Below are 26,188 nucleotides of genomic sequence, written 5' to 3'. Positions count from 1 at the left end.
AGCTCTTTTATACGATGGCGTATACAAGTGGAGAGGTGAGGTGAGACACATCGTGGGCGCAACTCGCACGCCGCGTGAGAGGTGGATCGAAGAGGGGTTGCGGGCGCTGGCCGTCGGCGGGCCGGACGCCGTCCGCGTCGAGGCACTGGCGAAGAAGCTCGGCGTCACGAAAGGCGGGTTCTACGGCCACTTCGCCGACCGCGACGCGCTGCTGAAGGCGATGCTGGACGTCTGGGAGCGGGAGAGCACCGACGAGGTGATCGACCGCATCGAGCGCGAGGGCGGCGATCCGAAGGCCAAGATCCAGCTCGCGGGCGTGCTCACCTTCTCCAGCGACCGCCTGCTGCCCATCGACCTCGCGATCCGGAACTGGGCCCGGCGCGACGAGGCGGTCGCCGAGCGCCTGCGACGGGTGGACAACCGGCGCATGGCGCTGCTGCGCGAGATGATCGGCACGTTCTGTTCCGATGCCGAGGAGGTCGAGGCCCGCAGCCTGCTCGCCTTCTGCTTGGCGATCGGCGAGCACTTCCTCGCCGCCGACCACGGCGGCCACACCCGGGACGAGGTCCTGGCCCACGCCGCAGACCTGCTGCTCAACCGCCCCCACAACGACCACAGCCACTGACCACCCCGGCCGGCCGCCGCCGCGCGGCTCGCGAGAAACCAGGTCGGGCAGGCGTCGCCGTACCGCCGGAAGGCGTCGCGTCACGACCCCACAGCCCTCACCGCCTCGCCCCGTCCCAGCGGGTGACGTGGGCCGGGTCCCAGCCGGGATGGGGGACGGAGTCCAGCAGGGACCTCGTGTACGGGTGACGGGGGTCGGCGAGGACCTGCTCGACCGGCCCGTGCTCCACCACCACGCCCCGGTGCAGCACCAGCGCCTCGTCGCACAGGTGCCGCACCACCGCGAGGTCGTGGCTGACGAACAGCAACGCCACGCCCGACTCCCGCCGCACGCGGGCGAGCAGCTCCAGGATCTGCGCCTGGATCGACACGTCGAGCGCCGCCACGGCCTCGTCGAGGATGAGCACGGCCGGCTCGACCGCGAGCGCCCTGGCGATCGCCAGGCGCTGGCGCTGGCCGCCGCTGAGCTGATGGGGGCGGGCGGCCGCCTCACGGCTGCCCAGGCCGACCTGGTCGAGCAACTCGGCGGCACGCGAACGCTCCCTGCCGTGCAGGGCGAGCGCGGTGTGCAGGCACTGGGTGGCGGTCAGGCGCGGGTCGAGCGAGACGTAGGGGTCCTGGAAGACGATCTGGATCTCGCGGGCCCGGCGCAGCCTGGCCTCCCGGCCGCGCTCCTTGGCGCCGCGGGCCCGGCCGCCGATCGTGATCGTGCCGGAGTCGGGGGTGACGAGCCCGACGAGCATGCGGGCGATCGTGGTCTTGCCCGATCCGGACTCGCCCACCAGGCCGAGCGAGCCGCCGGCGGCCAGCGGGAACGACACGTCGTCGGCGGCGACCGTGCCGCCGAACGACTTGCGCAGCTTGTCGACGGCGAGCATCAGACCTCCAGCAGGTGGCAGGCGGCGGTGCCGCCGTCGACGGGCAGCGGCTCGGGCCGCCGGTCGGCGCACGGGTCGGTGGCGTGCGGGCAGCGTGGCGTGAACGGGCAGCCGGTGAAGGCGTCGTCGAGCGAGGGCGGCCGCCCGGGGATCGGCCGGATGGGGCGCGGGTCGCCGAGCTGGGGTGTGCAGGCGAGCAGCCCGGCGGTGTAGGGGTGGCGCGGGTCGGCGAACAGCTCCTTGGCCGGGCGCGACTCCACCACCGTGCCCGCGTAGAGGACGTGCACGCGGTCGCAGAAGGCGGCGGCCAGATGCAGGTCGTGGGTGATGAACAGCATGCCGAGGCCACGTTCGGCCTGCACCCTGCGCAGCAGCGCGAGCGTCTCGGCCTGCGTGGTCACGTCGAGCGCGCTGGTGGCCTCGTCGGCCAGCAGCAGCGACGGCCCGGCGGCGAGTGCCGCCGCGATGACCACGCGCTGGAGCATGCCGCCGGACAGCTCGTGGGGATACTGGCGCAGGCGCAGCTCCGGGTCGCGCAGGCCGACCGCGGTCAGCAGCTCCAGGGCGGTGGCCCTGGCCGCGCCCTTCGGGCGGCCCAGCGTGTGGACCAGGCGTTCGGTGAGGAAGTCGCCGATCCGGCGGACCGGGTTGAGGGACGAGCGCGGATCCTGGTAGATCATCGCCACTCTGGAGGCCCGCAGGCCGCGAAGTTGTCTCGCGCTCATCGTGAGCACGTCGTCGCCCTCGACCAGCACCCGGCCCGACGCCCGCGCCCGCTGCGGCAGCAGACGCAGCACCGAGCGGGCGATCGTGGACTTGCCCGAGCCGGACTCGCCCACCAGGCCGACGATCTCACCGGCGCCGACGGCCAGTGACACGTCGTGCAGGATCGGCCGCCGCCCACCGGCGTCGATCGTGAGCCCTTCGACGGACAGCAGCATCATGCCCCCCTCACGCCCATGCGGTCGGCGAGCCGGACGCCGATCACGTTGAACGACACGACCACGAGCGCGATGGCGGCCCCCGGCACCAGCACCGGCAGGAAGGCGCCCTGGACGATGGCCGGCTGCCCCTCCTTGACCATGAGCCCCCAGTCGGAGGACGGCGACTGCGCGCCGAACCCCAGGAAACTCAGCGTGGCCAGGCTCATCAACCCCTCGCCGAACAGCACGACGAGGTAGCCGACGACGGGGCGCGCCATGTTGGGGACCAGGTGGCGCGTGCAGATGGCCAAGCCGCCCATGCCCTGCACCTTGTAGGCGTCGATGTACGGCTTCGCGCACTCGGTGATCGCGATGCTCCGGGTGAACTTGGCGATCGTCGGCGCGTAGGCCAGGCCCAGCGCGAGGACGGCCGTGGTCATGCCGTTGCCGAAAACGGCCACGATCAGCACCACGAACAGCAGCCCGGGGAAGGCGTACATCACGTCGGTCAGCCGCCCGACGACGGCGTCGACCCACCCTCGGTGCCAGGCGGCGAGGGTGCCGAGGGCCACGCCCAGCACGGAGGCGATGGCCAGCAGCGCGAGCGGTCCGACGAGTGAGGTGCGCGCGCCGTGCAGGACCCGCGACAGCAGGTCGCGGCCCGACTGGTCGGCGCCGAGCAGGTGGTCGGGCGACATCGGCGCGAGCGTGGCGGCGAAGTCGACGGCGTCCGGCTCGTACGGCGCGACCAGCGGCGCCAGGAGCGCGCCGAGCACGACCACGGCGAGGAAGGCGACGGCGAGCCGGTAGCCGACCGGCCTGGCCGGACGCGGCACGCCCGGAATCGGGATCACGGCCATCAGGCGGCCCTCCTCGTGCGGGGGTCGATCAGGGGTTGGAGGAGCTCGACGAGCGTGGTCACCGTGATGTAGGCGGCGACCATGAGCAGCAGCACCGCCTGCGTCACCGGGAAGTCGTGGGTGTTGATGGCGTGGACCAGCAACGAGCCGACGCCGCTGATGCCGAACGCGGTCTCCACGACCACGGTGCCGGCGAGCATGCCCGCGGTGACCAGCCCGCACATGGTGACGATGGGCCCGAGGGCGCCGCGCAGCACGTGCCTGACCACGATCAGCCGCTCGGACAGCCCCGAGGCGCGGGCCACGGTCACGTGGTCGAGCTCCCGCTGCTCGATCATCGCCTGCCGCGTCACCCGGCTGATGATGGCCAGCGCGCCGGTCGCGAGCGTCACGGCGGGCAGCGTCAGGTGCCACAGCGACCCGCCGCCCAGAACGGGGAACCACCCGAGCTGCACCCCGAACAGCGAGATCAGCGCGGTCGCCACCACGAACGGCGGCACGGACGTGGCGAACGTCGTGCCCGCCACCACCGCGGCGTCGACGCGCCCGCCCCGCACCGCGGCCAGCACGCCCAGCCCCACGCCGAACACCACGAACAGCACGGTGCTGTAGGCGACCAGGCCGAGCGTGCTGGGCAGCCGCGCCGCCAGCAGGTCGCCGACCTGGTCGTTGTACTGCAGCGAGCGGCCGAGGTCGCCGGTCACCGCGTCGCCCAGCCACCGTCCGTACTGGACGACGAACGGGTCGTCCAGGTGGTACTGGGCGCGGACGGCGGCGATGTGCTCGGGTGACAGATTGTCCTTGCCGCCCGCCAGGAACGTCACCGGGTCGCCGGGCGCCGCGTAGGCGGCCCCGAAGATGACGAACGAGGTGGCCAGCAGCGTCGCCGGCAGGCCCGCCAGCTTACGGATCACAGGCTCAGCCCTTGCGCCCGAGGTCGGCCGCCCACGGGTAGCCCAGGTGGACCTGGGACGCCGGCGGCCCGGTGACCTTGCCGCCGAGCACGACGGCGTTGGGCACCTCGGCCAGCGAGATCCACACCATGTCGGCGGTGAAGAGCCGCTGCAGCTCGATGACGTCCTTGGCCCGCCTGGCCGGGTCGGTGGCGGCCAGCGCGGACGCCACGAGCTTGTCGTAGGCGGGCGAGCTGTAGCCGACCCAGTTGTTGGACGAGCCGGTCAGGCCGTTGTCGTAGAAGCCGATGGGGTCGGCCTTGGTGATGTACCAGTCGTCGGGGACGAGGTCGACCTGGGCGCGCAGCGCCTTGTCGGTGTAGAAGGAGCCGTATTCGGCGGCCGGCACCGTCTTGATCTGCGCGGTCAGCCCGATCTTCTTCGCGGCGTCGACGACGGCGTTGGCGATGACGTTGCGGGTCTGCTCGCCGTTGGTGGCCACGACGATCGGCGTGGCCGGCGCGCCTGCCTCCTGGACGAGTTTCCTGGCCTCCTCGACCTGCGGCGTGTCGGGGGCGCCGGCCAGGCCGTCGTAGGCCGCCTGGAACGCCTGCTTCTCGTAGGACCAGGCACCCGCGCCCACCGGCACCTTCCACGGCCGGGCCAGGCCCGCGAACCCGGATCTGACGATGCCCGCCCGGTCGACGGCCAGCGACAGGGCCCGGCGGATCCGCGGGTCCTTGAGCGCGCCGCGGTCGGTCGGCAGCAGCACGAACACCCGCGTGGTCGGCCCGAAGGCCACGGTGACCGCCTGGTTGCCCTGCAGGGCCACGGCGGGGCCGGTGTCGGACAGGTAGGCGCCGTCGGCCGCGCCGGTGGCCAGGCTGTTGACCATGGCGGTCTCGTCGGCCCACGTGAACGTCACGGTCTTGGTGAGCGGCTTGACGTCTTTGTTCCAGTAGGCGTCGTGGCGCTCGATCGTGAGGTGGCTGCCGGACTTCCACTCCTTGAGCCGGTAGGGCCCGCTGCAGGCGTCGGGGCTCTCGGGGCTGCCGAACTCCTTGCCGTGCTTCTCGACCACCTCCCGGTCGAACACGATGCCCGCCCCGCCCGCGATGGCCTGCTCGAACAACGCGTTGGGCTTCTTGAACGCGATGGTCACCCGCCGCTCGCCGGACTTGGCGACGGACTCGACGTCCTCGAACTCGTCGGACTCGTCCATGCCGTCGCCCGCGTGACGCTTGAGGCTCCACACCACGTCGTCGGCGGTGACGGGCGAGCCGTCGTGGAAGGTGGCGTCGGCGCGCAGATGAAGCACCATGGTGCGCGGGTCGGGCCGCTCGACCTTCTCGGCCAGCCACGGTTTGACGGTCATGTCGGGCTGGGTCTGCAGGAGCCGCTCGCACACGTTGGCGAGGACCGTGCGGTTGGGGGTGCCGCCGTCGACGTCGAGGTCGAGGGTGCCCGGCTCCTCGTCGAGCAGCCAGGTGGCCGAGTCGAGCGGGCCGGCCGCCGTGGCCGTGCGGTCGACGAGCGTGAGCTTGGCGGGGTCGGGTGCCCTGCCGCTCGCGGCGGGCCCGCCGCAGGCGGCGACCAGCCCCATCAGCCCCGCGAGGGCGAGTGTCTTCTTCACGATGTTTCTCCGTGCGGTCCGTCGTAGAGGTTGTGGGGTACGCGCTCGTACTCGTGGTCGCAGGGCGTACCGGCAGCGATCAAGTAGTCGCCCGTGGTGAGGTCGACGCAGCTCGACAGCAGGGTGGCCCACCGGCGCACGGCCGGCTGGGTCTCGTCGGGATGGGTGCACAGCGACTCGGGATGACCGAGATGGTCGGACATGGCCTGTCTGATCCGCTTGCGTGCCTCGTCGGTGCCGGACGACTGCCGGACGGCGCGCAGCCCGCTCTCGGCACGCGGCACCCGGAACAGCGAGTCGGCGGCGCCGGGCCGGTAGGTCGCGGCGAGCTGGGGCGGCACGAACGCCTGGTAGTGGTTGCCGTGCACGAGCAGGCCGTCGGTGGGATACATCCAGCCGACGGCGCCCGGCGTGGTCTCCAGGTCGATGGCGAAGCCCGCCCGATGGGTGATCAGGGCGTTGCTGGCGATGTGGGCGCGGGACTTGGTCAGCGCCTCCAGCGCGGCGTTGAGGTTGGGGCTGTCGAGGACGCGACGGCGGATCAGCGTCTGGGGCACGCCGATCCGCTCGTCGAAGCGCCCGCCGAGGCCGTTGGCGTTGAGCGCGATGCCCGCCGAGTTGGCCCCCTGCCGCCCGACCTGCCCCGCCTCGACATGCATGATCACCGTGGGCGCGCCGGGCTGGACCACTCTCAGCACCATGACGGTGTCGGCCACGCCGCTGCGCCAGTCCCAGTTTTGGCCGGCGTAGACGTGGCCGTCGCCGGACGCCTCCTCCAGCAGCGCGAAGGAGGTGCAGCCGTCGGGCTCGATCGAGGCGAACGTCGTGTCGTAGAGGATCTCGCCCCGCGCGTTGAGCGCGACGACGTCGAGGAACCCGACGCCCGCGCCCTCGGCGACGCCCTCCATCTCCGCCACCAGCTCGGGCGCGAACGCCCGGCTCGGCTCCACCCAGCGCGTGGCCCGCCGGGTGACCTGCTCCCACGTCAGGCCGCTGGAGTGGCCGAACGCCTCGCCGTAGTAGGCCAGCGCTCGGTGGACCAGCTCGCGCGCCTGCTCTCCGTACTGGCGGCCACGCTCGCGGGGCGCGCCGGAGATCTCGACGAGGGGCAGAGATGTGAGGCTCAAAGCTGCTCCTTGGATCACCCGGATCCTGTAACGTTCACTACGGAGGCGGGCGTTTTTGTAGCGGTCGTTTCCCAGAGACTGTAACGCTCGCTACGGACAAGTCAAGGGGTGTAATGGAGAATTCGCAGAGTCCGATCGAGCAGCTCAGAGCCTCGGTCCGGCAGCTGTGGGAGGAGTTGTCCCCCGCGGAGCGCGCGGTGTGCCAGTTCCTGATCTCGGCCTCGCCCGACCAGATCCTGTTCTCCAGCGCGCAGGAGCTGGGCACCGCGACGGGCACGAGCAACGCCACGGTCGTGCGCACCATGCAGCGCCTCGGCTTCGGCGGCCTGCCGGGGCTCAAGCGGGCGCTCGCGGCCGAGTTCAGCTCCACGGTGGCCCCCGACGTACGACTCCAGCAGCGCATCAGCCACGTCGGGCACGACCTGTCGGAGATCTGGGCCAGGGTGTTCGACGAGGCGCGCGAGCGCATCGACCACTGTCAGCGGCTGTGGGACCCGCAGGCGTTCCAGCGCGCCGTCGAGGTGCTGGCCGGCGCGAGCGCGGTGCTGACCTACGGCATCGGCGCCTCCGAGCCCGCCGCCCGGCACCTGGCGCTCAAGCTGGGCCGGCGCGGCCACCGGGCCCGCACCGGATCCGCCACCGGCTTCTCGCTGGCCGACGACCTGCTCGCGCTGGGCCACGGCGAGGCGGTCGTCGTCTTCCAGCCGGGGCGCAAGCTGCCCGAGATCGACATCCTGGTCGACCGGGCCCACGCGGTCGGCGCCCGTGTCGTGCTGGTCTCCGACGAGCTCGGCGGCACGTTCGCCGACCGGGTGGACGCCGTGCTGGCCGCCCCCCACACCCCGACGGGCATCACCGCCGAGCCGCTCTGCGGCATCGTCGTCGCCGACGCGCTGCTGCTGGCGCTCGACTCGCTCGACGAGACCCGTGCGGTCGAGCACTCCCACCAGCTCACAGCCCTCCGCGAGCAGTTGCTCGGTTCCCGGATCCGCTAGCCTCGGCAGGTCACGGCGTTCGGGAAAGGTACGGTAGTGATCGGCTGGTTCGAAGCGGTGGTGCTGGGGCTCCTCCAGGGGCTCACGGAGTTTCTGCCCATCTCCTCCAGCGCCCACATCCGGGTGGTCTCGGCCTTCTTCGGCTGGCCGGACCCGGGGGCGGCGTTCACCGCGGTCATCCAGCTCGGCACGGAGACCGCGGTGCTGATCTACTTCAGACGCGAGATCTGGGAGATCGTCTCCATCTGGACGCGCTCCCTGTGGACGCCCGCCCTGCGCTCCCACCACGCGGCCCGCATGGGCTGGTACGTCATCGTCGGCACCATCCCCATCGCCGTCCTCGGCCTGGTGCTCAAGACCCAGATCGAGACGGTCTTCCGTGACCTGCGCCTGGTGGGCACCACGCTGATCGTCTTCGCGCTGATCCTGTGGTTCGCCGACCACACGGCGCGCAACAAGCTCACGCTGCAGAAGCACCTCAGCTTCCCGCACGCCATCGTGTACGGGTTCGCGCAGGCGCTGGCCCTCATCCCCGGTGTGTCACGCTCCGGCGGCACCATCACGGCCGGTCTGCTGCTCGACTACCGGCGCGAGGACGCGGCCCGCTACTCGTTCCTGCTGGCGATCCCCGCCGTCCTGGCGTCGGGGTTCCTGGAGCTGGCCGAGATCGGCGAAGGGCAGGCTCCGGAGTGGGGGCCGACGATCCTGGCCACGGTCATCTCGTTCTTCGTCGGCTACGCGGCCGTGGCGTGGTTCCTGCGCTACATCAGCAGCCACCGGTTCACCGGCTTCGTGATCTACCGGATAGCGCTGGGACTCTTCGTCATCCTGGCGGTCACGCTGGGCTGGATCCCGGCCCAGGGCTGAGGCCGAAGGCGGTGCGCGGCCACCGGCTGGCGACCGCGAAGATCACCGCGAAGAGGGCCCAGCCGGTCACGTACGCCACCGGATGGGCCCAGGCGTCGCCGATCACGTCGGCCAGCGCCTGGCGCCCCTCCACGTACATCGTCAGCCCGGCAACCGCCCCGGGCACGGCGCCCCACCACCTGCGCCACCAGACCTCGTGCGTGACCACCTCCCACACCACCAGCGTGATCGGCCCCAGCAGGAGCAGCTTCAGGTTGGCCGGCCAGGACAGCAGGCTCACGGCGGCCATGATCGCCACGGCGGAGCCGGTGGTCAGCAGCACCACGGCGCCGAACGGCGCGGGCTCGTCGCGGGGGTCCGCGGCCGGCACGGCCTCCCCACCGGGGTGGCCGTCGTCACGGGGGGCGTCGTCGTGGAGATCGGGCACCACGCCAGTCTGGCCCATCGCCGGGCGCACGCAGAACGAACTTTCGTCTACACCTGCGCGACCTCCGCGCGAACCTCGGGGCGGTAGGTCGCCAGCGTGAACAGCAGCGTCACCAGGCCGAGCCCGGCGGAGAGCACCACCACGCCCGTCCGGCCGTACCAGTCGAGGGCGACGCCACCGGCGATGCCCGCCGCGAACAGGCCGACGTACTGCGCCGACGACAGCAGCCCGAGCCCGATCGGCACGTTGTCGGGCACCGCCGCCACCGTCCGGTACTGCTGGGCGGGGCCGATCAGCCAGCCGAGCGCCCCCCACAGGAACGCCCAGACCAGGGCCACGGGCAGCGCGAGGTTCGCGACGGGGATGAGCGCCATGAAGCCGGTGGAGGCGGCCAGCGCGATCAGCACCATGCGGCGCGGGCCGTACTGGTCGGTGAGCCGCCCGCCGATCTGGTTGCCGACCACGCCGCCCAGGCCCCACGCCCACAGGACCGCCGTCAGCGGCAGGTCGAACAGCGAGCCGATGTAGGTGTAGGCGGTGAACGCGGCGGCGAACATGAGCAACTGCGTGGCCAGGACCACCAGCACCCGACGGTCACGCAGCGGGGCGAACCGCCCCCTGAGCCCGGCCGTCGTGGCGAGCCTGACGTCGGGCACCACCGCCGCCACCGCGGCGAACCCGACCACGCCCAGCCCCACCACCATCCAGAGCGTGGCGCGCCAGCTCGACGCCCCGCCCAGCCAGGTGCCGAGTGGCACGCCGATCGCGGACGAGACGGTCATCCCGCCCATCACCAGCGCCAGCGCGCGGCCCCGGCGCGCGGGGTCGGTCAGCGCGCTGGCCACGCCCGACGCCGTCGGCGTGAACATCGCGGCTCCGGCCGCCGCGACCACCCGCGTCGCCAGCACCAGCGGGTACGTGGGCGCGAGAGCGGTCAGCGTGTTGCCCAGCACGAAGACGGCCAGCGCGATCAGCAGCACCCTCTTGCGCGACAGGCGCGCGGTCAGCGCCGCCAGGAGCGGCGACAGCACGGCGTAGGCCAGCGCGAACACGGTCATCACCTGACCGGCCGCCGACCGCGAGACATCGAGGTCGGCGGCGATCGGCGGCAGCAGCCCGGCGGTCACGAACATGCCGGTGCCGATCGCGAAGTTCCCGAGCGCGAGGGGAGAGAGGGGGCGTTTCACTGGACCTCCGAGCCTAAAAGTTGGACAGGCATCAAACTGACGGAAAGTTAGATTGTTGTCAAACAATCGGACCGGGTATCGTCGGGCCATGCGCGTGCTCCCCCATCCGGCCACGGAGGACATCCAGCTCACCGAGGTCCTGCGGGCGCTGTCCGATCCCGTCCGCCTGGCGATCGTGCACAAGCTGGCCGAGCAGGCGGAGATGACCTGCAGCGCCGCCGGGTGGGACCTGGGCGTGCACAAGTCGACCGTCTCGCACCACTACCGCACGCTGCGCGAGGCCGGCGTGATCCTGTCCAAGCAGGACGGCCGCAAGATCTACCTGAGCCTGCGGTGGGACGACCTCGAAACGCGCTTCCCCGGAGTGCTCGGCTCGGTGCTGTCCGCCGCCCGCGCCTCGGTGCCGTCCGTCTCCGCCGAAGCGCCGGACCCGCGTCATCACAGCCACCCGACCAGCCGCCCATGACCCTGCCCGAGCTGCCCATCCACGCCGTCCTGCCCGAGCTGCTCGACGTGCTGACCCGGCGCCACGCGGCCGTGCTGACCGCGCCGCCGGGCACCGGCAAGACGACGGTCGTGCCGCTCGCGCTGGCCGAGGCGGGCATGCGCGTGCTCGTCGCGGAGCCGAGACGGCTGGCCGTACGGGCCGCGGCCAGGCGGATGGGCGTCAGCTACACGATCAGGGGCGAGCGGCACGTCGGCGCGAACCCCCGGGTCGAGGTCGTCACCACCGGCGTGCTGCTCCAGCGCCTGCAGCGCGACCAGGAGCTGGCCGGCGTGGACGCCGTCATGCTGGACGAGTGCCACGAACGCCACCTGGACGCCGACACCGCGCTCGCGTTCCTGCTGGACGTGCGCGACACGCTCCGGCCCGACCTGCGCCTGCTCGCCACCTCGGCGACAGCGGACGCCGCCCCGTGGGCGCGGCTGCTCGGCGGTGGGCAGCCGGCGCCGATCGTGGCCGCCGCGGGCACGACACACCCGGTCGAGACCGTGTGGGCGCCGCCGCCCCGCCCGGTCGCGCCGCCGCACGGCCTGCGCGTCGATCCGGCCCTGCTGTCGCACGTGGCCCACGTCGTACGGCAGGCGCTCGCCGAACGCGACGGCGACGTCCTGTGCTTCCTGCCCGGGGTCGGGGAGATCTCGCGGGTGGCCGGGATGCTGGCCGGCGCCGGGCTCCCCGGCGACGGCGTCGAGGTGCTCAGGGTGCACGGTCAGGCCCCGGCCCGCGTGCAGGACGCGGTGCTGTCGCCGGGCACGACCCGCCGGGTGGTGCTGGCCACGTCGGTCGCCGAGTCGAGCCTGACCGTGCCGGGGGTGCGGGTGGTGGTCGACGCGGGACTGGCGCGCGAGCCGCGCACCGACCACGCGCGCGGCCTGGGCTCGCTGACCACGGTCCGGGTGTCCAGGGCGTCGGCCGACCAGCGCGCGGGCCGGGCCGGTCGGGAGGCGCCCGGGGCGGTGTACCGCTGCTGGTCCGCGGCGGAGCACGAACGGCTCGCCGACCACGCCCGACCGGAGATCGCGGTGGCCGACCTGACGGGGTTCGCGCTGCAGGCGGCCTGCTGGGGCGTCCCGGACGCGCGGGGGCTCGCCCTGCTCGACCCGCCCCCACCGGCCGCCCTGTCCGCTGCCGTCCGCACCCTGCACGCCCTCGGCGCCCTGGAACCCGCCGCCGGTTCGGGGCCCGGCCCCGTGGCGGCGGCGGGTACCACCGAAGAGGCGCCGGCGCTCGGGCGAGTGACCGGGCGGGGGCGGCGGATGGCGCTGGCCGGGGTGCATCCGCGGCTGGCCCGGGCGCTGATCGACGTCGGGCCGCGCGCCGCCGAGGTCGTGGCGTTGCTGTCCGAGCAGCTCCCGAGCCAGGGCTCGGACGACCTGGTCGAGGTGTGGCGCTCGGCCCGCCGGGGCGACGACGGCTTCGCCGCGCGCTGGCGGCAGGAGGTCAGGCGGCTGAGCCGGACCGCGACCGCACCCGCCGGCGCGGCGCCGCCGGCGCACACGACTGCCGGGCGGCCGGACGAGGCGGTGGCCGGGCTGGTGGTGGCACTGGCGTTCCCCGAGCGGGTGGCGCGCAGGCGGGGCGGCGGCTTCCTCATGGCCTCCGGCACGGAGGCGCGCCTCGCGGAGGGCTCCAGGCTCGCCTCGGCGGCGTGGCTGGCCGTGGCGGTCGCCGACCGGCCCACGGGTTCGGCGGCGGCCCGGGTCCGGGAGGCCGTCGAGATCGACGAGGACATCGCCTGGCTGGCCGTACCCGTCACCACCGAGGAGGAGGTCGGCTGGCGGGTGCCGCCCGGCACGCGGCGCGGCGACGTCTCCTCGCGCCTGGTGGAGCGGCTGGGCGCGATCGAGGTGTCGTCCACCCCGCTGGAGGACGCCGACGTGCGCCCGGCGCTGCTGGACGGCCTGCGCGCCGAGGGCGTGCTGACCTGGACGATGGCGGCGCTGGCCGTGCGGGACCGGCTGGCGTTCTGCCACCGCGCCGCCGGCGACCCGTGGCCGCGGGTCGCCGAGTGGCGCGACCTGCTGGACCTGGCCGACCAGTGGCTGGAGCCGGAGCTGTCGAGGGCCCGGCGCCGCGCCGACCTGGAGCGCATCGACGTCGCCGGAGCCCTGCGCCGGCTCGTCCCGTGGAGCGAACGCCTGGACAGCGTGGCGCCCGAGCGGGTGGAGGTGCCGAGCGGCTCGCGGGTGCGCGTCGACTACTCGGGCGAGCAGCCGGTGCTCGCGGTGAAGCTGCAGGAGCTGTTCGGCTGGGAGGAGACGCCCCGGATCGCCGGGGTGCCGCTGCTGGTCCACCTGCTGTCGCCGGCGGGCCGGCCGGTGGCGGTGACCGGCGACCTGGCGTCGTTCTGGCGTGACGGCTACCGGTCCGTACGCGCCGAGCTGCGCGGCCGCTACCCGAAACACCCCTGGCCGGAGGACCCACGCACGGCCGCCCCCACCCGGCACACCAACAGGAGAACCTGACCGTGCTCACCGAAGCGGCCCGCAACAACGCCGGCTGGTGCGACGCCGTGTGCCGCGCCCACGGGATCTCCGGCGTCTTCGCCGAGCACGCCTGGACGGCCCCCGCCAGGACCCCGCCGTTCTACCCGGACGCCGTCACCCTGACGCCGGCCGCGACGGCACGCGACGTGCTGGACTCCGTCGACCGGGGGCCGGGCGCGTCGGTGAAGGACTCCTTCGCCACCCTGGACCTGCGCCCGGCGGGGTTCGAGGTGCTGTTCGAGGCCCAGTGGATCAGCCGGCCCGCCCCCGAGGCCGGCGACGACGCCCGCACGCACGACCGCGCGGACGACGGCACGCCCGACGGCGCGGACGACGGCACGGACGACGGGGTGACGTGGGAGGTCGTCCGGGACGCCGCCACGCTCGCCGGTTGGGAGCGCGCCTGCCTCGGCGGGGAGGGGGCCGGCGTGTTCCGCCCCGGCCTGCTCCACACCCCCGGCATCGCCGTCCTGGGCGGGCGGCGCGGGGACGCGATCGGGTACGGGTTCGTGCTGAACGCCACCGGCCGGGTCGCCGGGGTGTCGAACGTGTTCGCCCGCGACGGCGACGAGGACACCGCCTGGGCGGCCACCCTGTCCTGGGCGGCCGTGCTGTTCCCCGGCCGCCCCCTGGTGGGCTACGAGGGGGACGTGGCACCGGCCCGGCGGCACGGGTTCGCGCCCATCGGCCGGCTGCGGGTGTGGCTCGGACCGGCCTGGAGACCCGGCGATGCCGCCCAGCGTGATCGAGGACGGGCACGCGCCTGACGAGGTCGGCGCGGTCCGCAGGTTCGTCAACCCGGACGGCTCGGTCGTGCGGGAGCGGCTGACGGCCTTCTCGACGACGACCGCCTCTACTCCTACGTCTCCATGGAGAGCGCGCTTCCCGTGACGGGTCGTCAGGCCGGCCGTCGCGGTCTTTCCGTCATGACGGCGGGTGGAGACCTGTTTCGGCGGCCAGCGCGGCCAGGCCGTCGAGCAGGGTGCGCAGGCCCAGCTCGAACAGCCGGTCGAGGTCGAGGTCGTAGCCGTCGCGCTCCAACCCGGCCATGACGCGGGCGAACGCCGGGTAGCGGCCGGTGGCGGCGATGGAGCCCAGGGCGGGCCCCTGTTGCTCCATCCACTGCTCCTCCGACAGGCCGGTGGCGGCCTCGGCGAGGACCTCCCGTTCGAGGTGGGCGGCCAGGCCCTGGATGTGGCTGTAGATGACCACCTGGAGGTCCATCATGGCCGTCACGTCGAAGCCGAGATCCTCCAGGGTGGCGAGCAGTTGCTCGCCGTGGGCCAGCAGGTTGGGCAGCGGCAGCGGCCTGAAGAGGGAGTTGAGCTGGGCGAGCCACGGGTGGCGGCGGTGCACGGCCCACAGGGTGCGCGCGGCGCGCTCGGCGCGGGCCCGCCAGCCCGCCGGCGGCTCCTCCGGGTAGCCCAGCTCGCCGAACGCGGCATCGGCCATGAGCAGGACCAGCTCGTCCTTGCTGGCGACGTAGCGGTAGGTCGTCATGGTGGCCACGCCGAGCCGGGCGGCGACCCCGCGCATGGACAGCGCGTCCAGCCCTTCGGCGTCGGCCAGCTCGATCGCGGCGCGCACGACACGGTCGCGGCTCATCTCCGCGTCGGGCTGCCCGGCGGGCCGCTGCGGCCCGCCGGCCGACGTGACAGACGGAGTGGCAGACGGGATGACAGCCGGGGTGGCAGACGTGGCAGACGGGGTGACAGGCGCGGCGGACGCCGGAGGGGCGACGACCGTGCCGACGCGGGGCCTCGCCTCCACCAGCCCTTCCTGGCGCAGCCGGGTGAGCACCTTGGTCGCGGTGGCGAGCGCCACGCCCCACTCCTGCGCGATCCGGCGGGTGGAGGGCACCCGGTCGCCCGGCTTGAGCCGGCCGTCGGCGATGCGCCGGCGGATCTCCGCGGCGATGCGCAGGTAGGGCGGCTCCCCGGTTCCGGCCATGACGTGCACCTTCTCTCTTCTGTACTAGTACAGAAACTAGCACACCACATCCTGTCCTAGTACATTATCCCAGGTCAGCGGCTTGCATGCTCTGTATGTACGCTGTACATTCAGATCCGCATACATCGTACGAACCAAGGAGCGGACATGACCACCGTCCTCATCTCCGGCGCCAGCGTCGCCGGCCCCGCCCTCGCCTACTGGCTGCGCCGCCACGGCCTGACCCCCACCGTCGTCGAGCGGGCGCCCGCGCCGCGCACCGGCGGCCAGGCGATCGACATCCGCGGCACGGCCCTCGACGTGGTCGACCGCATGGACCTGCTGGCCCCGCTGCGCGAGGTCCGCACCCGCATGCGCGGCATGTCCATGCTCGACGGCGACGGCAACGAGATCATGCGGTCCACCGAGCACGCCATGAGCAGCGGCCGCCTCGACAGCGACGACATCGAGGTGCTGCGCGAGGACCTGACCGCCCTGCTGTACGAGCGCACGAGGCAGGACGTCGAGTACGTCTTCGGCGACTCGATCACCACCGTCGAGCAGGACGAGCACGGCGTGCGCGTGACCTTCGAGCGGGCCGAGCCGCGGACGTTCGACCTGGTCGTGGGCGCCGACGGGCTGCACTCCACGGTGCGGCGGCTGGCGTTCGGGCCGGAGGCGGAGTTCGTCCACCACCTCGGCACCTACCTGTCCGTCTTCACCGCCGACAACTTCCTCGGCCTGGACGACTGGCAGGTCTGGGTGCACGAGGGCCGCGCCGGCGGCGGCATCTACCCGGTGCGCGGCAACACTGAGGTGCGGGTCAACCTCGGCTTCGAGGCCGAGCCGATCCCCTACGACTACCGCGACCTCGACCAGCAGCGCCGGCTGATCGCCGAGCACTGCGGCGGGCTGCGCTGGGAGGTGCCGCGGCTGCTCGACGCCATGTGGAAGGCGCCCGACTTCTACTTCGACGCCATGGCACAGGTGCGGATGGACTCCTGGTCGCGCGGTCGGGTGACGCTGCTCGGCGACGCCGGTTACTGCGCCTCGCCGCTGTCGGGCCAGGGCACGAGCCTCGCCCTCGTCGGCGCGTACGTGCTGGCGGCGGAGCTGGCCGCGGGTGACCTCGCGCCGGCGCTCGCCCGCTACGAGGCCCGCATGCGGCCGTTCGTGGCGCTCAACCAGGCCCTGGCCACCGAGAACCCCGGCGGGCCCGCGTCGGAGGAGTCGGTCGAGCGCGCCAAGAACGCCATCACCCTGTGAGCTCCGCCGCCGGCTCCAGGTCGGGCAGCGCGCGGCGGGCATACTCGATCAGCGCCCGTGCCGCCGGCCCGACCTGCCCCTCGACGCGCCAGACGAGCGCCATCCGCCCGATCAGCCGCGGCCGGGTGATCTCGATGACGTGCAGTCGGTCCCGCGCGATCGAGACGGCAGACTCGGGAAGCACGGCCACCCCGAGCCCCTTGGCCGCGAGCTGGGCGAGCACCTGCGGCTCACTCGCCTCGAACGCCACCCTGGGCACGAAGCCCGCCGCCGCGCAGCCCGCCTCCAGGCTGGAACGCACCCCGGTCTCCAGCGGCAGGCAGAGCATGACCAGCCCGTCGAGCTCGGCCAGGGTGATGCCGGTCCGGCCGGCGAGCGGGTGGTCGCGGCTGACGGCGGCGACCAGCGGCTGGCGCACCACGATCTGCCGGGCCAGCCCCGGCGGGACGGCCGGGCCGACACCGAGCAGCCCGAGGTCCATCCGCCCGGCCAGCACCTCGTCGACCACCGCGCGGGGCGCCGCCTCCTTCAGCGTGATCTCCACGGCCGGGTGCAGCTCGTGGAAGCCGGCGAGCAACCCCGGCAGGTTGAGCACGGACGGCGCCGAGACCCCGCCCATCACGACGTGCCCGCGCAGGAGCCCCGTCAGCTCGTCGACCACCTGCCTGGCCCCGGCCACCGCGCGCAGCGCCGCCCGCGCGTACGGCAGCACGGCCTCGCCCACGGCGGTCAGCCGGACCGTGCGCCCGGATCGGTCGAACAGCGGCTGGCCGAGCTCCCGCTCAAGCTGCCGGATCTGGGCGCTCACCCCCGGCTGGGCGACGTGCAGCGTCTCCGCCGCCCGGGTGAACCCGCCCTCCTCGGCCACGGCCACGAAATAGGCGAGCTGACGTAGCTCCATAACGAATCATGCTAGCAACCATCAGAACCATCTCTTGGACTTCTGGATAGCGGCTCAGCACGATGGAACCATGAGCATCGACGAGGTGAGGGGCCCGGTGCTGCGACCGGGCGACGACGGATACGACGAGGAACGCTCCGGGTTCCAGGCGCTCGCAGCCCACCGCCCCGACATCGTGGTCGGCGCGCTGGACGCCGCCGACGTCCGGGCGGCCGTCGCCCACGCCGTGGCCCACGGGTTGCCGGTCGCGGTGCAGGCCACCGGCCACGGCCTGCCGGTCGCGGCCGAGGGCGGGCTGCTCATCAGCACCCGCCGGATGAGCGGCGTGCGGATCGACCCCGCCGCCGGGACCGCGCGGATCGAGGCGGGCGTGCGCTGGTCGGCGGTCATCGAGGCGGCCGCGGCCCACGGCCTGGCCCCGCTGTCCGGCTCGGCGCCGTCGGTCGGCGCCGTCTCGTACACGCTGGGCGGCGGCATCGGGCTGCTGGCACGCCGCTACGGCTACGCGGCCGACCAGGTGCGGGCCGTCGAGGTCGTCACCGCCGACGCCCGGCTCAGGCACGTGACGGCCGACGGCGAGCCGGACCTGTTCTGGGCGCTCGTCGGCGGGCGCGGCAACTTCGGGGTCGTCACCGCCCTGGAGATCGGCCTGGTGCCGGTGGCCCGGCTGTACGGGGGCGCGCTCCACTTCGACGCCGGCGTGGTGGACGGCGTACCGGCCGCCTGGCGGGAGTGGGCGGCCTCGGTGCCGGAGGAGATGACGTCGTCGGTCGCGCTCATCCCGTTCCCCGACGCGCCGCAGGTGCCCGCCGAACTGCGCGGCCGCACGGTCACGCACGTGCGCATCGCGTACGCGGGCGACCCGGAGCGGGGCGAACGGCTGGTGGCGCCACTGCGCGCCCTGGGCCCGCGGCTGAAGGACACGGTGCGCGACCTGCCGTACACGGAGTCGTACACCGTCCACAACGACCCCCAGGGCCCGGTGGCGACCTACTCCACGCACACGCTGCTGCGCGAGCTGCCGCCGCGGGCGATGGCCACGCTGACGGACCTGTTCGCCGCCGAGCGCCCGGTCATCGAGGTACGGCACCTCGGCGGCGCGCTCGCCAAGCCGCAGGGCGCCCCGAACGCGGTGGGCGGCCGGGACGCGGAGTGGTTGGTGGGCGTGATGTCACGGCTGACGCCCGGCGCCGACCCTGCGCCCGTCCGCCCGCTGCACCGGCGCGTGCGGGACGCCCTCGCGCCCTGGTCGACCGGTGGCCACGCCCTCACCTTCCTCTACGGCGAGAACGCCACGGCCGACCAGGTCCGCACGGCCTACGACGCGGACGACCACCGCCGACTCAGCGAGCTGAAGGCGGTGTGGGACCCGGCCAACGTGTTCAGGCTGAACCACAACATCCCGCCGGCCGGGGTCTGACCTCACACGCCCAGCGGATGCCAGACGGTCTTGGTCTCCAGGAAGGCGGTCATCCGGCGGGTGCCCGGATCGGCGGTCCAGTCCTCGGGCGCGGGCCGCAGGACCCGCTTGAGGTTGGCAGCCGCCGCCCGCTCGCACTCCAGGGCCAGCTCGGCGTCGTCCACGCCCGTCAGGTCGAGGGCGTTGACGTCCATGTGCGCGGCCAGCCAGGGGGCCAGCTCCGGCTGGTGGCCGGTGAGCACGTTGACGACGCCGCCGGGCAGGTCGGAGGTGGCCAGCACCTCCGCCAGCGTGATCGCCGCCAGGGGGGAGCGCTGCGAGGCGATCACGACGCACGTGTTGCCCGTGACGACGGCGGGCGCCACGACCGACACGAGGCCGAGCAGCGGGTCGGCGGGGGCCGCGATGGCGACCACGCCGGTGGGCTCCGGTGACGACAGGTTGAAGTAGGGGCCCGCCACGGGGTTGGCCGTGCCCCGGACCGCCGTGATCTTGTCGGACCAGCCCGCGTACCAGACGAGCCGGTCGACGGTCGCGTCCACCGCCTCCAGCGCGGCCTTCTTGCCGGTGCCGAGCTCCTCGGCGAACTGGGCGCGGCGGCCCTCCAGCATCTCGGCGATCCGGTAGAGGATCTGGCCCCGGTTGTAGGCGGTGGCGCCGGACCAGCCGGGGAACGCCTTGCGCGCCGCCACGACGGCGTCGCGGGCGTCCTTGCGGGAGGCGCGGGCGGCGTTGGCCACGAACGCGCCCTTGGCGTCGGTCACGACGTAGGACCTCCCACTCTCCGAGCGGGGGAAGGCTCCGCCGATGAACAGCTTGTAGGTCTTGCGAACGGCCAGCCTACTCATCGCCGCGCCCCCTCCACGTGATCTCCTGCGACATCTCGACCGGCACGAACACCTGGCCGCACCGGCTCACCCCGCACCGGTGGGCGTACCAGCCGGTGCGTACGGGCCGGCCGGCGCGGGCGAAGGCGTGGCCGCGGGTGGCCTGGGCGCGGCGCGCCCGGCGGCGCCCGCGGCGATGGTCACACGTCAAGGTAGGCCTCCAGTCCGGCGATGCCGCCCTCGCGGCCGTAGCCGGATTCCTTGTAGCCGCCGAAGGGCGCGGTGGGGTCGAACCGGTTGAAGGTGTTGGCCCAGACCACACCGGCGCGGAGCCGGTCGGCCATCATGAGGATGCGCGAGCCCTTCTCGGTCCAGATCCCGGCCGACAGCCCGTACGGGGTGTTGTTGGCCTTCTCGATCGCCTCGGCCTCGGTGCGGAAGGTCAGCACCGACAGCACCGGCCCGAAGATCTCCTCCCGGGCGATCCGGTGCGACTGGGCCACCCGCGTGAACACCGTCGGCGGGAACCAGTAGCCCTGCTCGGGCAGCTCGCAGGCCGGCGACCACCGCTCGGCGCCCTCCTGCTCGCCCGCCTCGGTCAGCGACCGGATCCTGGCCAGTTGCTCGGCCGAGTTGATCGCCCCGATGTCGGTGTTCTTGTCCAGGGGATCGCCCAGCCGGAGCGTGCCGAGCCGCCGCTTGAGCGCGGCCAGCAGCTCCTCCTCGACCGACTCCTGCACGAGCAGCCGCGACCCGGCGCAGCAGACGTGTCCCTGGTTGAAGAAGATCCCGTTGACGATCCCCTCCACCGCCTGGTCCAGCGCCGCGTCGTCGAAGACGATGTTGGCCGCCTTGCCGCCCAGCTCCAGGGTGAGCTTCTTGCCGGTGCCCGCGACGGTGCGGGCGATCTGGCGGCCCACCTCGGTGGAGCCGGTGAAGGCCACCTTGCCCACCTCGGGGTGGGCGACCACGGCCGCGCCGGTCGCTCCGGCGCCGGTGACGATGTTGACCACTCCGGCGGGCAGGCCCGCCTGCACGCAGATCTCCGCGAAGGCCAGCGCGGTCAGCGGCGTGGTCTCGGCCGGCTTGAGCACCACGGTGTTGCCGCACGCCAGCGCCGGGGCGATCTTCCAGGCCAGCATCAGCAGCGGGAAGTTCCACGGGATCACCTGGCCGGCCACGCCGACCGGCCGCGGGTCGGCGCCGAACCCGGCGTGGCCGAGCTTGTCGGCCCAGCCCGCGTAGTAGAAGAAGTGCGCCGCCACCAGCGGCAGGTCCACGTCACGCGACTCGCGGATCGGCTTGCCGTTGTCCAGCGTCTCCAGCACCGCCAGCTCGCGCGAGCGCTCCTGGATCAGCCGCGCGATCCGGAACAGGTACTTGGCCCGTTCGGCCCCCGGCAGCGCGCTCCACGGGCCGAACGCCTTGCTCGCCGCGCGCACCGCCCGGTCCACGTCCTGGTCGGCCGCGCAGGCGACCTCCGCCAGCGTCTCCTCCGTCGCCGGGTTGACCGTCTTGAAGGACGGCCCCGCCCCGTCGACGAACTCCCCGTCGATGAACAGCCCGTAGGACGGCCGGATGTCGACCACATCGCGCGACTCGGGCGCGGGCGCGTACTCGAACACAGCCATCATCAGTCCAGGGTGAAGTAGTCGGGGCCCGCGTAACGGCCGGTGGCGAGCTTCTGGCGCTGCATCAGCAGGTCGTTCAGCAGGGAGGAGGCGCCCAGCCGGAACCACTCGGGCGACAGCCAGTCCTCCCCGCACGTCTCGTTGACCAGCACCAGGTGCTTGACGGCGTCCTTGGTGGTGCGGATCCCGCCCGCGGGCTTGACCCCCACCTGCCGGCCGGTGCGCTCCCGGAAGTCGCGCACCGCCTCCAGCATGATCAACGTCACCGGCAGCGTCGCCGCCGGCGAGACCTTGCCGGTCGAGGTCTTGATGAAGTCGGCCCCGGCCAGCATCGCCAGCCAGGAGGCCCGCCGTACGTTGTCGTAGGAGGCCAGCTCGCCGGTCTCCAGGATCACCTTGAGGTGGGCGTCGCCGCAGGCCGCCTTCACCGCGACGATCTCCTCATAGACCTTCATGAGGTCACCGGCCAGGAACGCCCCCCGGTCGATCACCATGTCGATCTCGTCGGCGCCCGCCGCCACCGCGAGCGCGGTGTCGGTCACCTTCACCTCCAGCGACGAGCGGCCGCTGGGGAACGCGGTGGCCACCGAGGCCACCTTCACCCCGGATCCGGCCACGGCCCGTGCGGCCACCGCCACCAGGTCGGGGTAGACGCACACCGCCGCCACCCGGGGCGCGTCCTCACCAGGACGCACTGCCTTGGCGCACATCGCCCGGATCTTGCCCGGGGTGTCCGCTCCTTCCAGCGTCGTCAGATCGACCATCGAAATGGCAAGATCGATCGCTTGTGCCTTGGCCGTCGTCTTGATCGAACGGGTGCTCAGCATCGCCGCCCGCTGGTCCGCGCCCACCCGATCGACTCCGGGGAGGCCGTGCAGGAATGCTCTCAGCGTCGCGTCGGAGGAGGCCACGTCCGCGAGCGAGGTAGTCATGGTTGACACCTCCACAGCATCGCCGACCAGGTGGGCTACTTCCAAACCGGATCTTCCGCCTGAGGCGCCTAAGACCCCCCTCCCCCGGTCCTAGGTATCCCTCGGCCCTCCGGCCGCCAGAGATAAGGCATCCGCCCGATGTGGCGGGGTGGGCCTTAGCCCGAAAGTTAAGGGTGTCAGCAAGAAGCACCACATGTCAGGAGACATCGTGAACGCCGAGATCGAGTACGAACTCATGAAGAGCAACGCGAACGAGCTTCGCGCGGCCGCCGCCCGCCACCGGCGCGTACGCGAGGCGGAGAAGGCCAACAAGTCCGAGCGCCGCTCGGTCTTCGGCAAGCGCCGCACTTCATGAACACGCCACGAGAGCCCGGCCGCACCCTCCCTCGCGGCCGGGCCTCTGTCCCTCCTTGACCCTTTTGGGCAGATTCGACCACTCCCTCAAAATCCGTCGATAGCTCTCATCAGGGCGTGCCATGCTGGAACACATGCTGGGCCGATCGGTGAGTCCCGTCTTCGTGGGACGTGAAGAGGAGCTCGCCACACTCTCCGAGGCGTTCACCCAGGCCCGCGAAGGCAACGTGACGGCCGTGCTCCTCGGCGGCGAGGCGGGCGTCGGCAAGACCAGGCTCGTCCAGGGCTTCGCCGAGCAGGTGACCCGCGACAGCGACGCGCTCGTCCTGTACGGCGGCTGCGTCGAGCTGTCCACGGAGGGCCTGGCCTACGCGCCGTTCACCGCGGCGCTGAGGCAGCTCGTCAGAGAGCAGGGCACCGCCAGGGTCGCGTCGCTGCTGCCCCAGGGCGCGGAGCGCGACCTGGCCCGCCTGCTGCCCGAGTTCGGCGAGCCCAGCGGCGACGGCGAGACCGAGTCCGGCCGGGCCAGGCTGTTCGAGCAGTTCCTCACCCTGATCGAGCGGCTGGCCGACAGCCGCCCGACGATCCTCCTCATCGAGGACATCCACTGGGCCGACCGGTCCAGCCGCGATCTCATCGCCTTCCTCAGCCGCAACCTGCGGGCGCCGCAGGTGCTGATCCTCATGACCTACCGCTCCGACGACCTGCACCGCCAGCATCCGCTCCGGCCGGTCCTGGCCGAGCTGAGCCGGGTCAACGGCGTCCTGCGGGTCGATCTGTCGCGCCTGACGCAGGACGAGGTCGCCGAGCAGATGGCCGGCATCCTCGGCAACGTGCCCGAGTTCCACAAGGTGCAGAAGGTCTACGACCGCAGCGAGGGCATCCCCCTGTTCGTCGAGGCCCTGCTCGACAGCGGCGAGGAGAGCGCGTTCCCCGAGTCGATGCAGGACCTGATCCTCGGCACCGTCGAGCGGCTGCCGGAGGAGACGCAGCGGGTGCTGCGCATCGCCGCCGCCGGCGGCACCCGCGTCGGCCACGCGCTGCTCGCCGCCGTGAGCGGCCTGTCCGACCTGGAGCTGGAGAGCGCGCTGCGCCCCGCCATCGCCGGCAACGTGCTGCAGATCGCCGACGGCCGCGCCTACGTCTTCCGCCACTCGCTGATCCGCGAAGCCGTCCACGAGGAGCTGCTGCCCGGCGAGCACCAGCGGCTGCACGCCCGCTACGCGGAGGAGATCTCCCGCGACCGCACGCTCGTCCCGCCCGGCCGTGCCACGGTCGAACTGGCCCACCACTGGTACGGCGCGCGTGACGACCTGTGGGCGCTGATCTCGGCCTGGGAGGCGGCGCGCACGTCGTTCCACGCGTTCGCCTACACCGAGGCGATCCCGCTGCTGGAGCGGGTGCTGATGCTGTGGGACCGGGTGCCCGACGCGGCGGAGCGCATCGGGGCCGACCACACCACGGTGCTGGAGCGGGCCGGCGAGGCCGCCCGTGCCAGCGGCGACATCGACCGGGGCGTGAAGTTCGTCAAGGCGGCCCTGTCCGAGCTGGACGAGGCGCGCGAACCCGAGCGGGTGGCGACGCTGATCGTCAACTGGGCCCAGCTCAAGGTCTACAAGGGCAAGATGGGCGTCGTCGAGGACCTGCGCCATGCCCTGCGCCTGGTGCCGGAGCCCAACCTGGCCCGCGTCGAGGTCATCAACCCGATGTCCGGGCACCTCATGCTCAGGGGTGACGTCGAGGAGGGCACGGCGCTGGCCGAGGAGGGCCTGAAGCTGGCCCGCGAGCTGGGCGACCGGTGCCTGGAGGCCGACCTGCTGCTCAACCTGGCGCTCGGCCACTCGATCGCGGCCGACACCGAAGGGGCGCTCGCCACCAACTTCCAGGCGCTGGAGCTGGGGCGGAGCGAGGGCTCCGGCCGGGTGATCGCCCGGGCGATCGGCAACAACGTCGACGCGCTCAACGACCTCGGCCGCTGGCAGGAGGCCCTCGACCTGGCCGAGGAGGGCTGGCGGCTGGCCAAGGAGTACGGCCGGATCCGGCTGAGCGGCCTGTTCATCCTCAACAACATGGCCGAGACGCTGGAGGCGATCGGCCGCTGGGACGAGGCCGTCGAGACCGTCGATCGGGCGCTCAACCTCGGCCCGGTGCTGCGCAACCGCCACCACCTGCTCCGCGTGCGCGCCGACGTGGCGCTCGGCCGGGGCGAGCTGGATCTCGTGGAGCACATCCTGAGCGAGACCGGCGTGCTCAAGGAACGGCCGGCCGACTTCGTCCAGGACATCACCAACAGCATGCGGCTGCACATCGGCTGGCACCTGCTCAAAGGCGAGCCCGACGCCGCGCTCGCCGTCGCCGGGCGCACGCTCGCCCGGCACTCCCAGTCGCCGAAGGCCATGCTCGGCTGGCGGCTGCTCGCCCAGCTCACCCGGGTCTGCGACGCCGCCGAGCCGGCCGAGCCCGCCCTCGCCCGCGCGCTGCGGGAGCAGGCCGCCGCGGTGGCGGCCGGTCTCACGGTGAGCGGGCCGGTCGCCGAGGCGTACCGGCTGTCGTACTCGCGCGACTTCGACGCCGCGGCGGCGGCCTGGGAGCGGCTCAACCGCCCGCACAACCAGGCGAAGGCCCTGCTGCGCGCCGCCTCCGTGGCGGCGCACGCGGGCGACCGGGAAGGCGCGGCGAGCCGGCTCGCGGTGGCCAGGCCGCTGGCCGAGGCGCTGCGGGCGACGCCGCTCGTGGACGAGATCGACACGCTGTCGCGCCGGGTCGGAGTCGCCCAGCCCCAGCAGCAGCCGGTGCCCGAGTTGCTCACCCCGCGCGAACTGGAGGTGCTGCGCCTGGTGGCGCTCGGGCGGACGAACCGCGACATCGCCCAGGAGCTGTTCATCTCGGCCAAGACGGTCAGCGTGCACGTCTCCAACATCCTGGCCAAGCTGGGGGTGACGACGCGCGGCGAGGCCGCGGCGGCGGCCCACCGGCTGTCACTGGTCTCGCTCTAGGAGCCCAGCGGCAGGAGCTCGGCGTCAGGACTGTGAGGGAGCGGCGGCCGTGCGCAGGCCGGCCTCGACGGGGTTGGCCGGCAGCCGCACCGCGTCCCGTTCCGCTCAGAACATTCCGTGGGGCACCCGCGCCGTTTCCGGCACCGGCTGGACGACATCCCAGTGCTCGACGATCTGTCCGTCGACCAGCCGCCAGATGTCCACGACGGCGACACCGCGCGGATCGTCGTCCGTGGCCATGTGGTAGTGCATCACCACGTGCTCGTCGTCTGCTACGACCCGTTTGAGATCGAGCCTGGCGCGGGCCACCGGGGCCTTGGCGACGAACGCGATGAACGCCTCCCGCCCGGAGGGGTTCCCCGGGCTGTGCTCGATGAAGTCCTCGTGCAGGACGGTACGGAGCACGTCGATGTTCCCCGCCGCGAACTCGGTGAAGCCATGGACGACAAGCTCTTTGTTGCGTGCGGCCTTGTTGCTTTCGCTCATGCGGGCCACCGTCCCAGCCGCCGCCCAGCCCTGTCGATTAC

The 26,188-nt window shown here is 73.0% G+C and carries 25 protein-coding genes; 10 read left to right on the top strand and 15 right to left on the bottom strand.

Features of this window, described 5'->3' with window-relative positions:
* Positions 1-40: 40 nt before the first annotated feature.
* On the top strand, positions 41-625 hold the full coding sequence (locus tag FHU36_RS32585; protein WP_312892002.1) for a TetR/AcrR family transcriptional regulator: 585 nt from the start codon (positions 41-43) through the stop codon (positions 623-625).
* A 97-nt stretch (positions 626-722) separates the two neighbouring features.
* Here the strand turns inward: FHU36_RS32585 and FHU36_RS32580 are convergent, their stop codons facing one another.
* Genes FHU36_RS32580 through FHU36_RS32555 form a run of 6 tightly spaced genes read right to left on the bottom strand, consistent with a single transcriptional unit; the run spans position 723 to position 6,938 of the window.
* The gene (locus tag FHU36_RS32580) at positions 723-1,502 is read right to left on the bottom strand and encodes an ABC transporter ATP-binding protein (protein WP_185087937.1); all 780 of its coding nucleotides are present in this window, start codon (positions 1,500-1,502) and stop codon (positions 723-725) included.
* Positions 1,502-2,446, bottom strand: a complete 945-nt coding sequence (locus FHU36_RS32575) for an ABC transporter ATP-binding protein (protein ID WP_246503024.1) — start codon at positions 2,444-2,446, stop codon at positions 1,502-1,504. The genes FHU36_RS32580 and FHU36_RS32575 overlap by 1 nt, the downstream gene beginning before the upstream one ends.
* Entirely contained in the window at positions 2,443-3,285 is an 843-nt protein-coding gene (locus tag FHU36_RS32570; RefSeq protein WP_185087936.1) for an ABC transporter permease, read from the bottom strand. The genes FHU36_RS32575 and FHU36_RS32570 overlap by 4 nt, the downstream gene beginning before the upstream one ends.
* The gene (locus FHU36_RS32565) at positions 3,285-4,199 is read right to left on the bottom strand and encodes an ABC transporter permease (protein WP_312892000.1); all 915 of its coding nucleotides are present in this window, start codon (positions 4,197-4,199) and stop codon (positions 3,285-3,287) included. Before FHU36_RS32565 ends, FHU36_RS32570 begins: the two co-directional genes overlap by 1 nt.
* A gap of 4 nt (positions 4,200-4,203) precedes the next feature.
* Positions 4,204-5,811 carry an ABC transporter substrate-binding protein gene (locus tag FHU36_RS32560; RefSeq protein ID WP_221497057.1) on the bottom strand — a complete coding sequence of 536 codons (1,608 nt, stop codon included), beginning with the start codon at positions 5,809-5,811 and terminating at the stop codon, positions 4,204-4,206.
* Complete coding sequence (locus FHU36_RS32555; protein ID WP_185087935.1) at positions 5,808-6,938, bottom strand: C45 family autoproteolytic acyltransferase/hydrolase; 1,131 nt, start codon at positions 6,936-6,938, stop codon at positions 5,808-5,810. Before FHU36_RS32555 ends, FHU36_RS32560 begins: the two co-directional genes overlap by 4 nt.
* 113 nt (positions 6,939-7,051) lie before the next feature.
* Here FHU36_RS32555 and FHU36_RS32550 point away from each other — a divergent pair, with 113 nt between their 5' ends.
* Together FHU36_RS32550 and FHU36_RS32545 are read left to right on the top strand one after the other, a co-directional pair.
* Complete coding sequence (locus FHU36_RS32550; protein ID WP_185087934.1) at positions 7,052-7,933, top strand: MurR/RpiR family transcriptional regulator; 882 nt, start codon at positions 7,052-7,054, stop codon at positions 7,931-7,933.
* Between the two features lie 36 nt (positions 7,934-7,969).
* Complete coding sequence (locus FHU36_RS32545) at positions 7,970-8,800, top strand: undecaprenyl-diphosphate phosphatase (protein ID WP_185087933.1); 831 nt, start codon at positions 7,970-7,972, stop codon at positions 8,798-8,800.
* On the opposite strand, the gene FHU36_RS32540 is transcribed toward FHU36_RS32545, so the two are convergent.
* On the bottom strand, positions 8,769-9,227 hold the full coding sequence (locus FHU36_RS32540; protein WP_185087932.1) for a hypothetical protein: 459 nt from the start codon (positions 9,225-9,227) through the stop codon (positions 8,769-8,771). The two genes, FHU36_RS32545 and FHU36_RS32540, sit on opposite strands and share 32 nt — an antisense overlap.
* 47 nt (positions 9,228-9,274) lie before the next feature.
* On the bottom strand, positions 9,275-10,414 hold the full coding sequence (locus FHU36_RS32535) for an MFS transporter (RefSeq protein ID WP_185087931.1): 1,140 nt from the start codon (positions 10,412-10,414) through the stop codon (positions 9,275-9,277).
* Positions 10,415-10,502: 88 nt separating this feature from the next.
* On the opposite strand from FHU36_RS32535, the gene FHU36_RS32530 reads away from it, so the two are divergent.
* From FHU36_RS32530 to FHU36_RS32520, 3 genes are read left to right on the top strand one after another with little or no spacing between them, the layout of a single operon-like run.
* Positions 10,503-10,880, top strand: coding sequence for an ArsR/SmtB family transcription factor (locus tag FHU36_RS32530; protein WP_185087930.1), 378 nt, complete (start codon positions 10,503-10,505; stop codon positions 10,878-10,880).
* On the top strand, positions 10,877-13,384 hold the full coding sequence (gene hrpB / locus FHU36_RS32525; RefSeq protein ID WP_185087929.1) for an ATP-dependent helicase HrpB: 2,508 nt from the start codon (positions 10,877-10,879) through the stop codon (positions 13,382-13,384). The genes FHU36_RS32530 and hrpB overlap by 4 nt, the downstream gene beginning before the upstream one ends.
* Positions 13,385-13,386: 2 nt before the next feature.
* Positions 13,387-14,172 carry a hypothetical protein gene (locus FHU36_RS32520; protein WP_185087928.1) on the top strand — a complete coding sequence of 262 codons (786 nt, stop codon included), beginning with the start codon at positions 13,387-13,389 and terminating at the stop codon, positions 14,170-14,172.
* 157 nt (positions 14,173-14,329) lie between these two features.
* Here the strand turns inward: FHU36_RS32520 and FHU36_RS32515 are convergent, their stop codons facing one another.
* A complete protein-coding gene (locus tag FHU36_RS32515) occupies positions 14,330-15,355 on the bottom strand; it encodes a TetR/AcrR family transcriptional regulator C-terminal domain-containing protein (RefSeq protein ID WP_185087927.1) in 1,026 nt (341 codons plus the stop codon).
* Between the two features lie 147 nt (positions 15,356-15,502).
* Between FHU36_RS32515 and FHU36_RS32510 the strand changes: the two genes are divergently transcribed.
* On the top strand, positions 15,503-16,600 hold the full coding sequence (locus tag FHU36_RS32510; protein WP_185087926.1) for an FAD-dependent monooxygenase: 1,098 nt from the start codon (positions 15,503-15,505) through the stop codon (positions 16,598-16,600).
* Here FHU36_RS32510 and FHU36_RS32505 read toward each other — a convergent pair.
* The gene (locus FHU36_RS32505) at positions 16,590-17,501 is read right to left on the bottom strand and encodes a LysR family transcriptional regulator (protein WP_185087925.1); all 912 of its coding nucleotides are present in this window, start codon (positions 17,499-17,501) and stop codon (positions 16,590-16,592) included. The genes FHU36_RS32510 and FHU36_RS32505 overlap by 11 nt on opposite strands.
* A gap of 70 nt (positions 17,502-17,571) precedes the next feature.
* On the opposite strand from FHU36_RS32505, the gene FHU36_RS32500 reads away from it, so the two are divergent.
* Positions 17,572-18,921 (top strand): FAD-binding oxidoreductase, encoded by a 1,350-nt coding sequence (locus FHU36_RS32500; RefSeq protein ID WP_185087924.1) that lies wholly within the window; start codon positions 17,572-17,574, stop codon positions 18,919-18,921.
* Between the two features lie 2 nt (positions 18,922-18,923).
* Here the strand turns inward: FHU36_RS32500 and FHU36_RS32495 are convergent, their stop codons facing one another.
* The 4 genes from FHU36_RS32495 to deoC are packed head-to-tail and all read right to left on the bottom strand — an operon-like array spanning position 18,924 to position 22,311.
* Positions 18,924-19,769 (bottom strand): aldehyde dehydrogenase family protein, encoded by an 846-nt coding sequence (locus FHU36_RS32495; protein WP_185087923.1) that lies wholly within the window; start codon positions 19,767-19,769, stop codon positions 18,924-18,926.
* Positions 19,762-19,959 (bottom strand): hypothetical protein, encoded by a 198-nt coding sequence (locus tag FHU36_RS32490; RefSeq protein WP_185087922.1) that lies wholly within the window; start codon positions 19,957-19,959, stop codon positions 19,762-19,764. Before FHU36_RS32490 ends, FHU36_RS32495 begins: the two co-directional genes overlap by 8 nt.
* The gene (locus FHU36_RS32485) at positions 19,949-21,382 is read right to left on the bottom strand and encodes an aldehyde dehydrogenase family protein (RefSeq protein WP_185087921.1); all 1,434 of its coding nucleotides are present in this window, start codon (positions 21,380-21,382) and stop codon (positions 19,949-19,951) included. Before FHU36_RS32485 ends, FHU36_RS32490 begins: the two co-directional genes overlap by 11 nt.
* Positions 21,382-22,311 carry a deoxyribose-phosphate aldolase gene (gene deoC / locus FHU36_RS32480; protein WP_185087920.1) on the bottom strand — a complete coding sequence of 310 codons (930 nt, stop codon included), beginning with the start codon at positions 22,309-22,311 and terminating at the stop codon, positions 21,382-21,384. Before deoC ends, FHU36_RS32485 begins: the two co-directional genes overlap by 1 nt.
* 193 nt (positions 22,312-22,504) lie before the next feature.
* Between deoC and FHU36_RS32475 the strand changes: the two genes are divergently transcribed.
* Together FHU36_RS32475 and FHU36_RS32470 are read left to right on the top strand one after the other, a co-directional pair.
* Positions 22,505-22,666 (top strand): hypothetical protein, encoded by a 162-nt coding sequence (locus FHU36_RS32475; protein ID WP_185088962.1) that lies wholly within the window; start codon positions 22,505-22,507, stop codon positions 22,664-22,666.
* 133 nt (positions 22,667-22,799) lie between these two features.
* Complete coding sequence (locus FHU36_RS32470) at positions 22,800-25,661, top strand: helix-turn-helix transcriptional regulator (RefSeq protein ID WP_246503023.1); 2,862 nt, start codon at positions 22,800-22,802, stop codon at positions 25,659-25,661.
* A 105-nt stretch (positions 25,662-25,766) separates the two neighbouring features.
* Here FHU36_RS32470 and FHU36_RS32465 read toward each other — a convergent pair whose 3' ends face one another.
* Positions 25,767-26,147: a nuclear transport factor 2 family protein gene (locus FHU36_RS32465; protein ID WP_185087918.1), complete on the bottom strand. Its 381-nt coding sequence runs from the start codon at positions 26,145-26,147 to the stop codon at positions 25,767-25,769.
* Positions 26,148-26,188: the final 41 nt, after the last annotated feature.

It is taken from the genome of Nonomuraea muscovyensis (assembly GCF_014207745.1).
Lineage (GTDB): Bacteria > Actinomycetota > Actinomycetes > Streptosporangiales > Streptosporangiaceae > Nonomuraea > Nonomuraea muscovyensis.
Note: the sequence above shows the minus strand (reverse complement) of the source record. Positions and strands in the feature narration are given on the sequence as shown.

Bases quoted from the DNA above. Each gene is read 5' to 3' on its own strand.
- FHU36_RS32530 (WP_185087930.1), top strand. From the start codon at position 10,503: ATGCGCGTGCTCCCCCATCCGGCCACGGAGGACATCCAGCTCACCGAG.
- FHU36_RS32510 (WP_185087926.1), top strand. From the start codon at position 15,503: ATGACCACCGTCCTCATCTCCGGCGCCAGCGTCGCCGGCCCCGCCCTC.
- FHU36_RS32570 (WP_185087936.1), bottom strand. From the start codon at position 3,285: ATGGCCGTGATCCCGATTCCGGGCGTGCCGCGTCCGGCCAGGCCGGTC.
- FHU36_RS32505 (WP_185087925.1), bottom strand. From the start codon at position 17,501: ATGGAGCTACGTCAGCTCGCCTATTTCGTGGCCGTGGCCGAGGAGGGC.
- FHU36_RS32575 (WP_246503024.1), bottom strand. From the start codon at position 2,446: ATGATGCTGCTGTCCGTCGAAGGGCTCACGATCGACGCCGGTGGGCGG.
- FHU36_RS32475 (WP_185088962.1), top strand. From the start codon at position 22,505: ATGTCAGGAGACATCGTGAACGCCGAGATCGAGTACGAACTCATGAAG.
- FHU36_RS32500 (WP_185087924.1), top strand. From the start codon at position 17,572: ATGAGCATCGACGAGGTGAGGGGCCCGGTGCTGCGACCGGGCGACGAC.
- FHU36_RS32515 (WP_185087927.1), bottom strand. From the start codon at position 15,355: ATGGCCGGAACCGGGGAGCCGCCCTACCTGCGCATCGCCGCGGAGATC.
- FHU36_RS32470 (WP_246503023.1), top strand. From the start codon at position 22,800: ATGCTGGGCCGATCGGTGAGTCCCGTCTTCGTGGGACGTGAAGAGGAG.
- FHU36_RS32580 (WP_185087937.1), bottom strand. From the start codon at position 1,502: ATGCTCGCCGTCGACAAGCTGCGCAAGTCGTTCGGCGGCACGGTCGCC.
- hrpB (WP_185087929.1), top strand. From the start codon at position 10,877: ATGACCCTGCCCGAGCTGCCCATCCACGCCGTCCTGCCCGAGCTGCTC.
- FHU36_RS32465 (WP_185087918.1), bottom strand. From the start codon at position 26,147: ATGAGCGAAAGCAACAAGGCCGCACGCAACAAAGAGCTTGTCGTCCAT.
- FHU36_RS32550 (WP_185087934.1), top strand. From the start codon at position 7,052: ATGGAGAATTCGCAGAGTCCGATCGAGCAGCTCAGAGCCTCGGTCCGG.
- deoC (WP_185087920.1), bottom strand. From the start codon at position 22,311: ATGACTACCTCGCTCGCGGACGTGGCCTCCTCCGACGCGACGCTGAGA.
- FHU36_RS32485 (WP_185087921.1), bottom strand. From the start codon at position 21,382: ATGATGGCTGTGTTCGAGTACGCGCCCGCGCCCGAGTCGCGCGATGTG.
- FHU36_RS32495 (WP_185087923.1), bottom strand. From the start codon at position 19,769: ATGAGTAGGCTGGCCGTTCGCAAGACCTACAAGCTGTTCATCGGCGGA.